Origin of the sequence: Archangium lansingense, from assembly GCF_026626635.1 — a bacterium.
Lineage (GTDB): Bacteria > Myxococcota > Myxococcia > Myxococcales > Myxococcaceae > Archangium > Archangium lansingense.
Window position 1 is genome coordinate 4022504 of the sequence record NZ_JAPNKA010000001.1, and the last position, 13702, is coordinate 4036205.

The following is a 13702-nucleotide window of genomic DNA, read 5'->3' on the forward strand; positions in this document are numbered from 1 at the left end:
GCGGTCGTTACTGCCAGGAGATGTCGTACACCACGCGGCCCTTCTCCAGGTCGATGCTGAGGATGTCCACCCGGCCGTTCTTGGAGACGCGCTGCAGGTACATGTCGAAGGTCCCCGCGAGCGACTCCGAGAAGGTGCCTGTGTGCAGCAGCGCGGGAGGAAAGCCCTCCAGCACCATCTCGGCCTTGCCGTCGTTCACCGCCTCGCGGCGCGGCTGGTAGATGATTTTCCCGCAGTCTCGGAAGGTCTGCTCCCAGGCATAGGCGGTCCACTTCAGCATGGCCTGGGGCGTCAGCCCGAAGAGGCGCACTGCCCCGTCGAAGAAGGACTGCAGCAGCGGGTAGGTCATCATCCGGCCCGAGAGGCCTGTGAAGAAGTGGCGGAAGCCCGGGTTTCCCAGCACATGATGGATGGCGTCGGACAGCTTGAGGTTCTGCTCGAGCGGAACCCAGCCCAGCCGGGGGGTGGACTGGATAAGCGCAATCACCGACTCCGGGACGAGCGAGAAGACCTGTCGTTGTTTCTCAGCCGGCAGGTTCCTTGCCGCGTCGAGGATCATCCTGGACATGAAGCCGCGAATGGCAGGCTGAGCAGGCATGGCCCACCCATTTTGTCACATGGTCGCAGCTAGCGGACGAGACGCAGAGTGCGGTAGCCAGGAATTTCCGCCGCACGCGCCCGGACCTCGAACCAGTTGTCGCGGTACGGGTGGCCTCCGCGCGCGAGCTGCCAGAGCGAGGCGAGTGCGTAGAGGGGCAGGAACAGAGGGCCCAGGACAAGGGTCTGCATGACGTGCGCGCGCTCGTGGCGCACCAGGCGGATTTGCCTGGGGCCGTCCGCTCCGGAGTAGGTGACCACGGCTCCGATGGTGAAGGCGGCGATGTTGAAGCGGCGCATGTACCAGTCGAGCGGCCCGCCCGGCTGGACGACGAAGTGGAGGACGCCTTCCTCGTCCACCGACTCGAGGCGCGCGAAGAGCATGGCGAGCATCAGGCCCAGTATCGTTACTGGGAGTGCCCAGACGTAGCCGGCGAACCAGAGCACCTTCCTCATGGGGTTCATGATGCCAGCATGTTGGGGGTGACCGCGTGGCCACGAGTGGGCTGCTGGCAGCTTCCTGACAGCTGGACCCGGAGGTGGCTCGAAGTATGTCCTCCGGAGGCCGAAGCGGGTGGGTTGGAAGAGGAGCCGGAGCAGCCGTAGGTGGTCCGGATGCCCGCTCTCCAGGCGGGAGCCCGGCGAGCGCGGGAGTGAGGCGTTATAGATTCCCCCCGAATGACCGCCCCCCTGGAACAACCGACCCTTTTCGCCGAGGGCGTGGACGCCCTGGCCGCGCTGCTGCGGGGCCGCCGGCTCGTGGTGCTCACGGGGGCCGGGTGCAGCACCGAGTCGGGCATCCCGGACTACCGGGGGCCTGGTACGCGCGCCCGTGCCCGCAACCCCATTCAGCACCGTGAGTTCCTCGCCCGGCCCGAGGTGCGCACGCGCTACTGGGCCCGGAGCCTGCTTGGCTGGCCGCGTTTCTCCTCGGCCCGGCCGAACGCGGCACACCAGGCGCTCGCCGCCCTGGAGCGGGAGGGCCACGTGCTTGGCCTCATCACCCAGAACGTGGACCGCCTGCACCAGTCCGCCGGAAGCCAGCGCGTCATCGAGCTTCACGGGGCGCTCGCCCAGGTGCGGTGTCTGGACTGTGGGACCGTTGAGTCCCGGGTGGAGGTGCAGGAGCGGCTGTTGGCTCTCAACCCCGGCTTCGCGGAGCGGAGCGCCGAGTTGCGGCCCGATGGGGATGCCGAGCTGCCCCTCGAGGCGGTTCAGGCGTTCCAGGTGGCGGGTTGCCTGCGCTGCGGCGGGACGCTGAAGCCAGATGTGGTGTTCTTTGGCGACAACGTTCCACCGCCCACCGTGGAGGCCGCCTTCGCGCTGCTCGAGGAGGGGGATGCGCTGCTGGTGGTGGGCTCGTCCCTGGCCGTCTACTCGGGCTTCCGCTTCCTCCAACGAGCCGCCGATCGCCACATGCCTATCGGCCTCGTCAACATCGGCGAGTGCCGCGGGGGTGAGCTGGTGGATGTGCGGGTGGAGGCCCGTGCTGGCGAGGTGCTCCCCCGGCTTGTCGAGGCCCTTGCCATCGGCTGAGCCCGAGTTGTTGTGCGGCACGGCGCTCCAGTCCAATCTCCCGAGGCTCCCGCAACCGAGAGGACCCGATGCCCGCAGTCATCCGCCCCGCGACTCCAGAGGACCTTCCAGCACTGGCCGCCGCGCTGGCTCCGCTCCCCCTCTTCAAGGCCTATGGCCTGGAAGCCGCGGCCCTGGCGGCCCGCTTCCGTGGCGCGCTGGAGCGAGGTGAGGGGTTGCTGATGGCCAGCGACGAGAGTGGCCCGGTGGGCGTGTGCTGGTTCCTCACCCGGGGCACCTTCGGTACGGGGGCCTATCTGCGGACGCTCGCCATCCGGGAGGACCGCCACGGCTCGGGCCTCGGCGCGCAGCTGCTCGCGGCGTATGAGGCGGGGTGTGGAGAGCCACCTGGTGGCTACTTCCTGCTCACTTCCGACTTCAACGAGGGGGCTCAACGCTTCTACCAGCGGCACGGGTACCGCCAGGTGGGCCAGCTCCCGGGCTTCGCCGTCCCGGGCGTCACCGAGCTCGTCTTCTGGAAACCCCTCGTCAGGGGATGAAGCCCGCCACCACTGGACGCTCAGGCTCTTCCTCCGAGGGCCTGCACGTGGGCCAGGTATGGTCCTCGAGCAGCGTGCCCACGGTGACAAGCTCGAAGCCGCGCTTGCGCAGCCCCTTGATGATGTCCGGCAGCGCCGCGGCAGTGGCGAAGCGCTTGTGGTTCATGTGCATCACCACAATGCCTCCGGGGCTGGCTTTGCGCACCACCCAGTTCACCAGTTGCTTCGCGGTGATGTTGGTGTCCGGGTCGCCCGAGGGCAGGTCGTAGTTGAGGGTGACGAGCTCCGCCTTGGAGGCGAGCCAGGCGACGCGCGTGTCCACCTCCCCGAAGGGCGGGCGGAAGTATTTGGGGATGCGGCCCGTCAGGTCATAGACGACCTGCTGCGTGCGCTGCAGCTCCTCCACCACCTTCTGGTCATCCTTCACCGCGGGCATGTGCGGATGGGAGAAGGTGTGGTTGCCGAACTCGAAGTCCGGGTACTGAGCGAGCTCCTCGAGGCGCTCCGGGTTGGCCAGGGCCCAACCGCCACCGATGAAGAGCGTGGCTGGCGTCCCCGTCTCCACCAGGGTGCGGATGACGCGCTCGTCATACTCGTTGTGGCGCGTGGAGCAGGCGTCGAAGGTGAGCGCCACCCGCATCCGGTTGCGGCTCCCGTTCGTCACGATGGGCGCTGTCATGCACGCCGTGGGCTCCGGAGGCGCGGGCGCCTTCTGCTCCTGGACCTCGGGCTCCGGGGGGGGAATCCACGCACAGGCGCTCGTGGTGAGCACCCCCAACGTCAGCAAGCACTGCACGGGAGACCAACGGGCCATGATGTCCGACGCGCTCCTGCCACCCGCCCGCAGGCGGAGGGAACGGTGCAGGTATAGCGCGGATGGCTCTCGGCTTGTTGCACATGCAACGAGCAGTGCACCCATGTGACGGGCCGTATGGCACCCGTGGCGGAGGTTTACGAAGTCCTCGAATTCGGGTGCCTCCACCGTACCGGTGGAGGCTCTTGACGCGCGAGCCGGAGTCGGATTCAGGAGCGCTCGTCGGCGAACAGCGTCAGGCTGAGCGACAAATCCTGGTGCACGTTGCCCAGGCCCGGGATGTGGCCCTGCTCACCAAAGGTGCACAGGCCCAGCAGGGGGACACCTGGTAGCAGCCGTGAGAATGTCCGCAGGCCTTCGTCCACGCGGGGCCCCAGTGCGCCCGCGCAGCCGGCGCAGAAGATGAGCGCTGCACCCTTCACGTCCCGCACGGTCAGGCCGCCCTGTGCCAACGCCATGTCGATGAGGTGGGCGACGTCGTTCACCAATCCCTCGGCGGTACCGGACATCAGACACACCTCGTCCCGAGGCTCGATGCGGGCAAAGACGTCCACCGCTCCCCGGTCCGCGTGGATGTGGGCCGGGTGCACCGTCACGTAGTGGTCCTGGTGGCGCACGCCGCGGCGGACAGCGATGGGCCGCAGCGCCGTCTGCGCCAGGATGTTGCCGCCCGAGCGCACCTGGTCATCGATCGTGCCTTCCATCCAGCGTCCCAGCACCTGCGCGGCCGGTTGGCCATCCAGCGTGAGCAGGGTCCGGCCCTCCGCCCCCGTGGCTCGGGCCGTTACACCCGTGGGGAGGTAGGGCGTGGTCAGCGCCGTTCCCACTCGCACCTCGCCGAAGATGCCCAGCAGCGACACGCCCGCCGGTACCGGCCCCTGATGGGTGAAGACGCTCCACTGTCCGGCGATGGCATGGTCCGCGGCACTACCTCCCTGGCACGGCACGTCCGGGCATACACTGGCGATGCCCTCCAGCATCGCCTCCTCCATGCCAGGCGAGGCGTTGAAGAGGATCATCCGCGGCATCCTCCCTCCCGCCTTGCGCACCAGCTCTCGCGCCGCGCTCTCACCGGCCCGTTTCCCGTCCGCATCCGTGGACGAAGCCACGAAGGCCGTCCCCGGTGCGCCGCCCACCAGCATCACCGCCAGCGCGCCGTGGCCCTCGTTTCGCACACCGGCCGCGGTGAGCACGCCTAGCGACGTGGTCACTCCGTGCAACGGCACTTCGGCCAGCGCCTCCCGGAAGGCGGCGTGGACGCGCGCGGCCTCGTAGTCCACCGTCGCGGTGATGTAGGCCGCCTGAGCGGGTACTCCCCCGAGCTGTGCCCGTGCCTGCTCCACGGCTGCCTGGACAGCCTTCTCCGCATCCGCGGCATCTCCGATTCCGACTCCGATTGAGACAGTCATCTTCATGCCTCCGAGAGAAGCTGCTGGAGCTCCTGTAGCTCCTGGACCGACAACAGTTGGGGCAAGGCCTGCTCTAGCCGCCGCAGGGCATCCGGTGGGTCCGGATCATTCGGACCGAAGCTGCGGACGTTGACCCCGCTCAACATGATGAGGCGCGCGACACCGAAGCCGAGCTTGCGCTTTTCAACGTAGGTGGTGATCCGGCTGATCCTATTGGCCATGGGTTTCGTGGGCGCTCACCGGGAGCGGAGGACAATCTCCGTGAGCTCCTCGTCCGTGAGGGGCAGGGGGTTGGCCTTCATGCTGCTGGCCGCCTTGGCCCGGGTCACGAGTCGTGGCACGTCTGCCTCCGTGAGGCCATGGTACCCGAGGCCCGGCACACCGAGGGCCTGGCACAGCTCTCTCACCCAAGTGATGCACTCCTCGGCCCGGGCGTCCACACGCCCGGTGAGGAGCACCGCCACCTCCTGGAAGCGAGGAAGCGCGGGGTGCGATGGCGCGCGGGCTCGCAGTGCGCGCAGGTTCACCTCCAGCGTAGCGGGGAGGAGTGCAGCACACACCGCGCCATGGGGTGCCTCGAACATGCCACCCACCGGGGCCGCGAAGCCGTGCACCGCCCCCAGGCCCGCATTGGCCAGGCACAGGCCGCCGAAGAGGCTCGCGAGCGCCAGGTCCTCCCTCGCCGCCGCGTCGGGTCCTTCCAACACCGCGCGGCGCAGCGAGCGTGCCGAACGCATCATGCCCTCGCGCGCCAACGCGTCGGTGAGCGGGTTGGCCCTGGCCGAGAGGAAGGGCTCGATGAGCTGGGAGAGCGCATCCAGCCCGCTGGAAGCGAGGACCGAGGGAGGCGCACCTTCCAGCAAGTCCGGATCCACGAGGGCCAGTCGGGGCAGCATGTGGGGACTGCGGAGGCTTGCTTTCACCTGGGCGTCCTTCACCCCCAGCACCGCGTTGCGTGTCACCTCGGAGCCGGTGCCCGCGGTGGTGGGAATGGCCACCAGGGGAAGCGAGGGCTTCGACAAGGGCTGTCCTCGTCCCACCACTTCCAGGTAGTCGAGCGGATCCCCTCCATTGGCGGCCAGCGCGGCGATGGCCTTGCCCGCGTCCAACGCGCTGCCTCCACCCAAGGCCACCACCGCGTCACATTGCCCGGCGAGCGCGGTGGCGGTTCCCTCTCGTGCCAGCTCCACGGTGGGCTCGCCCTCCACCGCGAACGTCACGCTGGAGAGGCCGAGTCGGCTGAGCCTCTCCCTCAGCGGCTCGGCGCGATTGGGATTGCGGCCCGTGACCAGCAGCACCTTGTGGCCGCCCAGGGACTTCACCGCCTCGGGAACCTCGGCCAGTCGGCCCGCTCCGAAGACGATGCGTGTGGCGGTGGCGAACTCGAAGCCATTCACGCCCATCTCACCACCCCGCGTCGTCGGGGAAGCAGTTGACGTACTTCCGCGAGGTGCGCGGCTCGGCCATCAGGGGCGCCACGGTATCCCGCCACTTTAGATAGTGGGCAGTCTCCTTGTGGGCGGCTGGCGCCTGGGGCGTCTTGTAGACCTCGACGAGCACGAATCGTGTCGGGTCCTCGGTGTCCTGGATGACGTCGAAGCGGGAGATGCCCGGCTCCTTCACGCTCTCCCGCGCATTGGCCAGGGTGGCCTCTCGGAAGGCCTCGACCGACTCGGGCTTGACGTGGACGTGCACATGGACGACCAGCAGGCTGTTGGGCATGGCCCCAGAATACCCGGGAGCGTCCCTCCCGAGCGGGATTCACTGGGCCGGGTGTCGAGCCGGAGGCGTTCGTCCCGCCCACCATCGTACATGGGGGCACTCCGACGCAGACGCCTGGAGGCCAGTGGACACCCCAGTGCCGGCCGAGGTGTCCATCCTCACGCTCAGCGCGGACACCTGGCCGGCTGCCCCGGCTGCCGAACGCTCAGCTCACCGCGCGCACGGGCGGCATGAGGCCATCCAGGAGCGCCTCCATGAGCCGCTCCACCTCGTCAAGCGGCACGCCCTGGATGGTGAGGAAGGTCTTGCCTCCCTTGAGGTTCGTCTTGAACTGCACGCGAGCGCCCTTGGCGAAGTGGCGCGAGAGGCTCTCGCGCATGAACTCGACGCGGGCCGCATCCGTGGCTGGCATGGTGGCCCGGGACGGCGTGCGCTTGCTCTTCACCGCCAGCTTCAGCTCCTCCATGGTGCATTCAGCAAAGGGCTTCTGTTCCACGCTCCCGTCTTCCTGCGGGACATCGATGGGCGTGGCACCCGGGTCACCACTTGTAACCTGGATGTTGGCCGCTGCCACGTAGGTGCGCAGGGTGGTCAGGTTCATCACGCCGTACTTCGTGCACGCCTCCTCGGTGAACTCCCGGGCCACGGCGCCGTACCGGCTCAGGGTCGACTGCGAGAGCGCCTTGATGTGCTGGCTGAAATACTGCTGGACACTGTCGTACTGGGTCTTCTCCGCCAGCTTGTTGTCCACGGCGTAGTTGTAGAGACGGCCGATTCTGTAATGGCCAGCGTTGCCCTGCTCCAGGTAGCTGAGGATGGAGTCCCGCACCTGCTCGAGCGTCAGCTCGGGCAGGGTGTTGCTCGTGTTGATCTGTTCCATGACTGCTCCCCCCAATGAGGTGGAACCGCGAGATTGCGGCTGCGCGGTATCAAGCAACCCAAGGGCCAGGGGGTATGCCTGTGTATTCGCCCGCTTACGCGCCGGGGTATGACACTGCGGTCCCGCTTCTCGGAGCGTGCGTCCGAGAAAAGAGACACCCGCCGCCCCTTTCTTCCATCCACTTGTCGCCGACGACAAGTGAAACGGGACTGGTGCATTCCACTTGTCGCCGACGACAAGTGAAACGGGACTGGTGCATTCCGCTTGTCGCCGACGACAAGTGAAACGGGACTGGTGCATTCCGCTTGTCGCCGACGACAAGTGAAACGGGACTGGTGCATTCCGCTTGTCGCCGACGACAAGTGAAACGGGACTGGTGCATTCCACTTGTCGCCGACGACAAGTGAAACGAGGTGGGGCTGAGCCCGCGTCAGTCCCTCCGGGGACTGATGGCGCGGATCGGCATCTCCTCGTCAGCGGGCGGCTGCGCTCCGGGGTGACCGACGAAGACGAGTGGTGCGGATAGGGCTTCCTGGTACTCCGCCTCGGTAAGGTCGCCGCCCTCGTACAGCACGGCCAGCAACTCGTTCACGTGCTTCGTCCAGATTTCGGAGAGCGCCCCCCGGCTGCAATACACGTGGTAGCGCACCGGATTGGGAATGATGGTGGCCAGGAAGGCAGACTCGCGAATGCTCAGCTCTCTGGCGTCTTTGCCAAAGTAGTGCCGCGCTGCTTCGCCAATGCCATGGAGAGCGGGTCCCCACTCAATGATGTTGAAATACACCTCGAGCAGCCGCTCCTTCGGCACCGAGGCTTCCAGCCCCAGCGTGAGAAACGCTTCCTTCACCTTGCGCGCGTAGGTCTTCTCACGGGACAGGAAGAGATTCTTGGCGAGCTGCTGGGTGAGGGTGGAGCCGCCGCGCACCTTGTCGTCCGCGGGTGCCAGCAGGATGTTCCGAAGCGAGTCGAAGTCGAAACCCCGATGCGTCCAGAAGGCCGCGTCCTCGCTGCGCAGCACCGCGCGCACCAGCGGACGAGGAAGCTCCGCCAGCGGTATGTAGGTGGGGTTGCTCGGGCCAACGTGCAGCTCCCGCCCGCGGCCCTCGGCCGTCAGGGGCCGGTAGTCAAAAGGCTCGCGCAGCCAGCCCAGGGGCCCTGCTCGGCCTGATTGCTTCAGCTCCGACAGGTCCAGCTTCGTCTTCACCTCCCAGTCCCGGCGCTGGCGAATCGGTCCCGAGAGCGTCAATGAGGCCTGGAAGTCACCCTCCAGCCGAGCCAGCTCGGTGCTGGGCACCAGGGCCGTGGGCAGGGCTGCCATGGCCTGCTCGAAGGAGAGCGGTTGCAGCTCCGCTTGCACCGAGAAACGGGGCTCTCTGCTCCAGGTGGCCTCGCCCCGCACCTCGACACGTGCCTCGCGCCTCTCGCCCACCGTCAAACGCAAGGTCTTGAGTTCTACGCGCCGCTTCTCCAGATCCCACTGCACGCGGCCCTCGGCCGAAAAGGACAGTGGCCCCACCGGCTCGGGAGCGAGCTGAGGGCTGCTCACGGTGAGTCCCGTCATTGCCCCGGAGAGGGTTGCGCCCGTGGCGTCCGCCCGCACCTCTCCCTCCAGCGTGCCCCCATCCATGCGCCACGGAAGCTCCGCCAGCGACAACAGCGGGCCCACCTGGATGCCTTTCCCTCGGAGCGTCCCCGAGAAGCCCTGCTGCTCGTGCTGGAGGGACACCTCTGCGCTGCCGCCACCGGGTAACTCGGCTGTTGCCTCCCACCGCGACGCCTCCGCCGGGCCCTTCCTCCTCACTCGGGCCGACAACGGACCCCATTCCACCCGGCCATGGTTTTCGAAGGCCAGGCGCACGTCCTTCAGCGCCAGCTCGGGCAGTTCGCGGGGCGCGTCCTCCGCCGAGGGAAGGGCAGGGCGCCGCTTCTCGCGCACTTCGCGCACCCGTTCGGCGAGGGCCCGCACCTCCTGCCCTCGCGGCCCAGCCTCCACCTGGACGCCTGCGAGCACCACGCGGCTTGCTTCAACGTGACCCGATAGCAGGGCCCTCCGCCTGAGGTGGACAGTGACACTCGAGATGCGCACCACCGGAGGGCCTTCTGGCCGTGTCCCTGGAAGGTCCACTGGCCCCAGCGTCACCGTGCCGGTCCACCCGACGTGGAAGTCGTCGCCGATGTGCACCGGGCCCAGTCGGGATTCCAGCGTGGGCTTCACCCGGGCCAGCACCCGTGTGCGTGCCGCCTCTCCATTCAGCCACGTATGGCCAGCGCCTGCGCTCGCGGCGAGCAGAAGGGCGAACAGCAGGAGGACAACACGGCCTCGCTTGAAGGATTGGGGCGGGAGAGACATGCGGCTCGCGCCTCCCTAGCGGCAGGAGGCGCGAGGTTCAAGCGCGGCGGAGGAAAAGCCTGTCGCACCCTCCTGCCGCCGCGCGAGCCTGGCTTACCGGGTCGCGCAATAACCGAAGCTGGCGCTCTCTCCCGGTGCCAGCTCGTCGTTCCAGGACAGACCGCTGAAGGTGGTCTTGTTACCCGAGTGCGTGTAGACGGCGCTCCAGGCGTGGTTGAAGGTGCCCTGGATCTCCAGGGTCACCTGCCAGACGAGCGGAGCCGCCCCGGCGTTGGTCACCTTCACGTTGTGGCAGTAGCCCTTTCCCCAATCATCCTGGACGGACACGGAGACCTGGGCGTTGCCGGTAGGCTGGGGCGTGGGCGTCGGATTGCCGCCACCGCCGCCACCGCCCGGGTTGCCACCCGTGCCCGGCTCCGGGTCGCCCGAGCCTGTCGTCTCTCCCACGCGCAGGGTGAAGCGCGGCAGCTGCGTCAGCGAGATGAGCAGCTCCGGGATACTGAGCTGCTGCTTGCGGAAGGTTTCGGTGAGCTGGTTGGCCGCGCAGACGTCGTCATCCCCGGAGACGCCATAGCCGAAGCGCAGCCACTGCAGCGAGAAGCAGGCGTGCACGTCCGGGCTCTCCGCCAGCTTCTCCTGGAGGCCATCCACGCCGGTGAAGGTCCCGTTGGTGGCCGACGAGGAGATCACCTCACCGCTCGCGTCCACCGGCTGCCCGCTTGGCAACTTGGGCTCGAAACGGCCGACGCTGTCGAATTGCTCAAAGCCGAAACCGATGGGGTCCATCAGCTGATGGCAGGACGAGCAGGCCGGGCTGGTCGAGTGCTCCTGGAAGCGCTGCCGGTTGGGCAGTCCCTCACTGACCGGAGAGAGCTGCACGATGAGGCCCGGAGGCGGGGGCGGGAGCGGTTGGCACAGCAGGCGCTCGCGGACGAGCTTGCCGCGGCGGATGGGCGAGGAGGTCTGTGGCGTGGCCTGGGTGGCCAGGATGCTGCCGTGCGTGAGGATGCCGCCGCGCCCCGAGCTCTTCAGCTCCCACATGCGCAGGCCGCTGGCGGGCGACGTCGAGGACGAAACGGGCCCCGACGGCAGGCGGTAGAAGGTGGCGAGTGCGTCCGTGGCGAACGTGTAGTCGGAGGTGAAGAGCTCCGGCAGCCTGCCGCTGCTGTCGCGGACGACATAGTCGAACAGCTCCGTCGTCTCGGCCTTCATCGCTGCGCGGATGGCCGGGCTGAAGTCCGCGAAGGCGGTGGCGTCCTTCTGCGCGTTGTTGATGTGGCCCAGGTCCAGCCATAGGCTCACGAAGTGGTCGAGCATGGGCCGGCTCCGGGGAGACGCCAGCATGCGGCGCGCCTCGGTGGAGATCTGCTGCGACTTGTTCAGGGCGCCTGCCTTCGCCTTGGCGAAGAGCTCCTCATCCGGCATGGAGCCCCAGAAGAGGTAGGACAGCTCCGAGGCCACCTCATAGTCGGTCAGCACGTACCGCCCGTCTCCCAGGTCCCTTCCCAGCTCCGAGCGGTAGAGGAAGTTCGGGGACTGGAGCATGGCGGCGATGATGGCCTCGATGCCCTCGGCGTACCCGTTCTCCGCGGCCACGGTCGTGTAGAGCGTCTGGTAGCGGGTCTTCTCCGCGTCCGTCAGCGGGCGGCGGAAGGCGCGCAGGCCAAAGTCCTGGATGAACTGCCGCGCGCACTCATCCCCCGGCGCGCACGAGACGTGCCGGGACAGATTCGCCATGGCCGCCTCGGCCGCCTGCTCGGCGGCGGTCAGGAGCTTGTCCGTCAGTAGCTGACCCACCGCGCGCTCGTCCGCGTTGTTGTCGAAGCCGTGCACCACCTCTTCCGCGGGCAGGGACTGCCCCCAGCTGGACTCCAGGTAGAGCAGGTCGCGCAGGGTGTTGTCGAACTCGAAGCGGGTGAGCATGCGCAGCCGGCGTTTGGCGCTGGGGTCGGCCTTGCCCGGCTCACAGGTGGCCACCGCGGAGGCCTCGCAGGCCCCAGCAACGCCATTGATGCGGTCCGCGAAGCGCTGGAAGTTCTCGTAGCGCGTGCTGCCCTGCTCCATGACAACGCCGCCCGCGTGTCCATCCGGGTGCAGGCCCGAGGGCTTGAGCAGGAGCAGGGGCTGGCCGTTGACCTTCTCGCGCGCCAGGGCTCGCACCGTCATGAAGTTGGATTCCACCGCCCCCGGCTCTCCCGAGGAGCGCAGAACCAGGCGCGTTCCGGCCGCCACGCCATCGGACTTGTGGCAGGCCACGCACTGCACGGAGATCACCGGCTCCCACATTCGGGTCCGGAAGAACTCCAGGTCATCCGGGCAGCCGGATTCGGACGTGCAGGCAGAGAGAAAAGTCGCGGAGAAAAAGAGGGCGCCAAGGGCAGCGAGGTGCCGAGAGGTAAGCACGGGTCTGCCTCCTAATCGCGAGGGAGGATTGCCAGGGAGGGGGGAGGCTGTCAGACGAGCCCGTCGAGCGAGCCGTTGGAGCGGCTGGCCAGACCGAAGGTGTCGAGCGGGACGCCCAGGGCGTGACAGACAGAGGTGAGCAGTTTCTGGTGCGGGACTCCGCTGTAGCGCAGGTAGCGCCCGAAGCGGAAATAGCTCTGTGAGCCCCCGGCGACGACGAAGGGGACGGAGCGGCAGTCGTGCATGCGGCTGTCGCCGAGCTCCTTGGCCCAGACCACCAGGGTGGAGTCGAGCATCGTGCCACCGCCCTCCAGGTCGGGGCGGGACTTGAGGGCCTGGAGCAGGTAGGCGAACTGCTCGGCGAACCAGCGCTCGCACTTGACGAGCTCCGCCAGCCCCGTGGTGTTGGAGTCGTCTTTGTGAGACAGCTCGTGATGGGCCTCGCCGACGCCCAGCCAGGTGAAGACCTGGGGCGCAACGGTGTGGGACCACTGGAGCGAGGCCACGCGCGTCATGCCGCAGGCGAGCGCGCTCACCAGCAGGTCCGTCTGGGCACGGCCCACGGCGGGGAAGTTGGCGTTGGCCATGGCGTCCATGGCGATGGGGGCCGTGGCGGAGGGGCACCCGGGCAGGGCTACAGGCTCCGTCAGCCCCTTCTCCGTCTGGCGCAGCGCCTCGAGGTGCTGCTCCAGCTTGCGCTTCTCCTCCGCGCCCACCCGCTGCGACAAGTCGTTCAGCTCGCCACGCACCAGGTCGAGCATGCTCTTGCGCCGACGCAGCTGCTTGTCCGCGGTGGTCGTGTCACCTCCGAGCGCACCAAAGAGGCGCTGGAAGGCATTGCGCGGGTTGTCCTCGGGGGAGACGAAGACGCCGGGGGCCGAGTACGACATGCGCGTGGAGCGCGCTGCGCCCCACAGGCTCGTCTGCACCCCGAACTCCAGGGACCGGAAGCGCGAGTCCTGTCCAATCTTGCTCGCAACGTACTGGTCCACGGACAGGCCCCCGGTGGTGCTCTGCGCCGTGCCTCCACCGGTGAGCATGTTGGCCATGCCCGCCTCGTGGTTGTCCACGTCCACGAAGTTGAGGCCCTCGCAGACGAGCAGGTTGGCCAGGTGCGCGTTGAGCGGCTCCAGCATGCTGCCGGCAGGGAAGGAGAAGGACGTCTCCGTTCCATTCGGCCGCCAGTGGCGGTGCACCGTGCCATTGGGGGTGAAGACGACGATGAGCCGTTTGGCCACCGGCGTTGCCGCGTGGGCTTCCCCGCTGAGGAAGCGCAGCAGGGGGGACGCCAGCAGCGAGGCTCCCAAACCGGCTGTGAAATGTCTTCGCCCGATCCGAATCATACTCGTCGACTCCGTTCCCGTGGTCCGACTCGGTGGCTCGCGCGCGGCGGCCCGGTGGCAATCACTATCTGTTACTTCGGGGTGAGACTCTGCGTCTTATTCCAGCCCG

At 68.0% G+C, this 13702-nt stretch carries 13 protein-coding genes; 2 read left to right on the top strand and 11 right to left on the bottom strand.

The features are described from left to right. Positions 1-7: 7 nt before the first annotated feature. The gene (locus OV287_RS16385) at positions 8-598 is read right to left on the bottom strand and encodes a hypothetical protein (RefSeq protein WP_267534960.1); all 591 of its coding nucleotides are present in this window, start codon (positions 596-598) and stop codon (positions 8-10) included. A gap of 29 nt (positions 599-627) precedes the next feature. Beyond that, a complete protein-coding gene (locus tag OV287_RS16390; protein ID WP_267534961.1) occupies positions 628-1062 on the bottom strand; it encodes a hypothetical protein in 435 nt (144 codons plus the stop codon). Positions 1063-1275: 213 nt separating this feature from the next. Here OV287_RS16390 and OV287_RS16395 point away from each other — a divergent pair, with 213 nt between their 5' ends. After that, a complete protein-coding gene (locus OV287_RS16395) occupies positions 1276-2133 on the top strand; it encodes an NAD-dependent protein deacetylase (RefSeq protein WP_267534962.1) in 858 nt (285 codons plus the stop codon). A 68-nt stretch (positions 2134-2201) separates the two neighbouring features. Beyond that, positions 2202-2672, top strand: coding sequence for a GNAT family N-acetyltransferase (locus OV287_RS16400; RefSeq protein ID WP_267534963.1), 471 nt, complete (start codon positions 2202-2204; stop codon positions 2670-2672). Here the strand turns inward: OV287_RS16400 and OV287_RS16405 are convergent. From OV287_RS16405 to OV287_RS16445, 9 genes are all read right to left on the bottom strand, one after another. Next, the gene (locus tag OV287_RS16405) at positions 2662-3486 is read right to left on the bottom strand and encodes a polysaccharide deacetylase family protein (protein WP_267534964.1); all 825 of its coding nucleotides are present in this window, start codon (positions 3484-3486) and stop codon (positions 2662-2664) included. The two genes, OV287_RS16400 and OV287_RS16405, sit on opposite strands and share 11 nt — an antisense overlap. A 209-nt stretch (positions 3487-3695) precedes the next feature. Next, positions 3696-4895: an FIST signal transduction protein gene (locus tag OV287_RS16410; RefSeq protein ID WP_267534965.1), complete on the bottom strand. Its 1200-nt coding sequence runs from the start codon at positions 4893-4895 to the stop codon at positions 3696-3698. Between the two features lie 2 nt (positions 4896-4897). Continuing rightward, positions 4898-5116, bottom strand: coding sequence for a hypothetical protein (locus OV287_RS16415; protein ID WP_267534966.1), 219 nt, complete (start codon positions 5114-5116; stop codon positions 4898-4900). Positions 5117-5131: 15 nt separating this feature from the next. Continuing rightward, positions 5132-6298 (bottom strand): iron-containing alcohol dehydrogenase, encoded by a 1167-nt coding sequence (locus tag OV287_RS16420; protein WP_267534967.1) that lies wholly within the window; start codon positions 6296-6298, stop codon positions 5132-5134. Between the two features lies 1 nt (position 6299). Continuing rightward, on the bottom strand, positions 6300-6617 hold the full coding sequence (locus OV287_RS16425; protein ID WP_267534968.1) for an antibiotic biosynthesis monooxygenase: 318 nt from the start codon (positions 6615-6617) through the stop codon (positions 6300-6302). A 205-nt stretch (positions 6618-6822) separates the two neighbouring features. After that, on the bottom strand, positions 6823-7497 hold the full coding sequence (locus OV287_RS16430; protein ID WP_267534969.1) for a hypothetical protein: 675 nt from the start codon (positions 7495-7497) through the stop codon (positions 6823-6825). A 430-nt stretch (positions 7498-7927) separates the two neighbouring features. Then, a complete protein-coding gene (locus tag OV287_RS16435; RefSeq protein WP_267534970.1) occupies positions 7928-9847 on the bottom strand; it encodes a biosynthetic peptidoglycan transglycosylase in 1920 nt (639 codons plus the stop codon). A gap of 93 nt (positions 9848-9940) precedes the next feature. Further along, positions 9941-12133 carry a DUF1592 domain-containing protein gene (locus OV287_RS16440; protein ID WP_267534971.1) on the bottom strand — a complete coding sequence of 731 codons (2193 nt, stop codon included), beginning with the start codon at positions 12131-12133 and terminating at the stop codon, positions 9941-9943. A 167-nt stretch (positions 12134-12300) separates the two neighbouring features. After that, entirely contained in the window at positions 12301-13557 is a 1257-nt protein-coding gene (locus tag OV287_RS16445) for a DUF1552 domain-containing protein (RefSeq protein ID WP_267534972.1), read from the bottom strand. Positions 13558-13702: the final 145 nt, after the last annotated feature.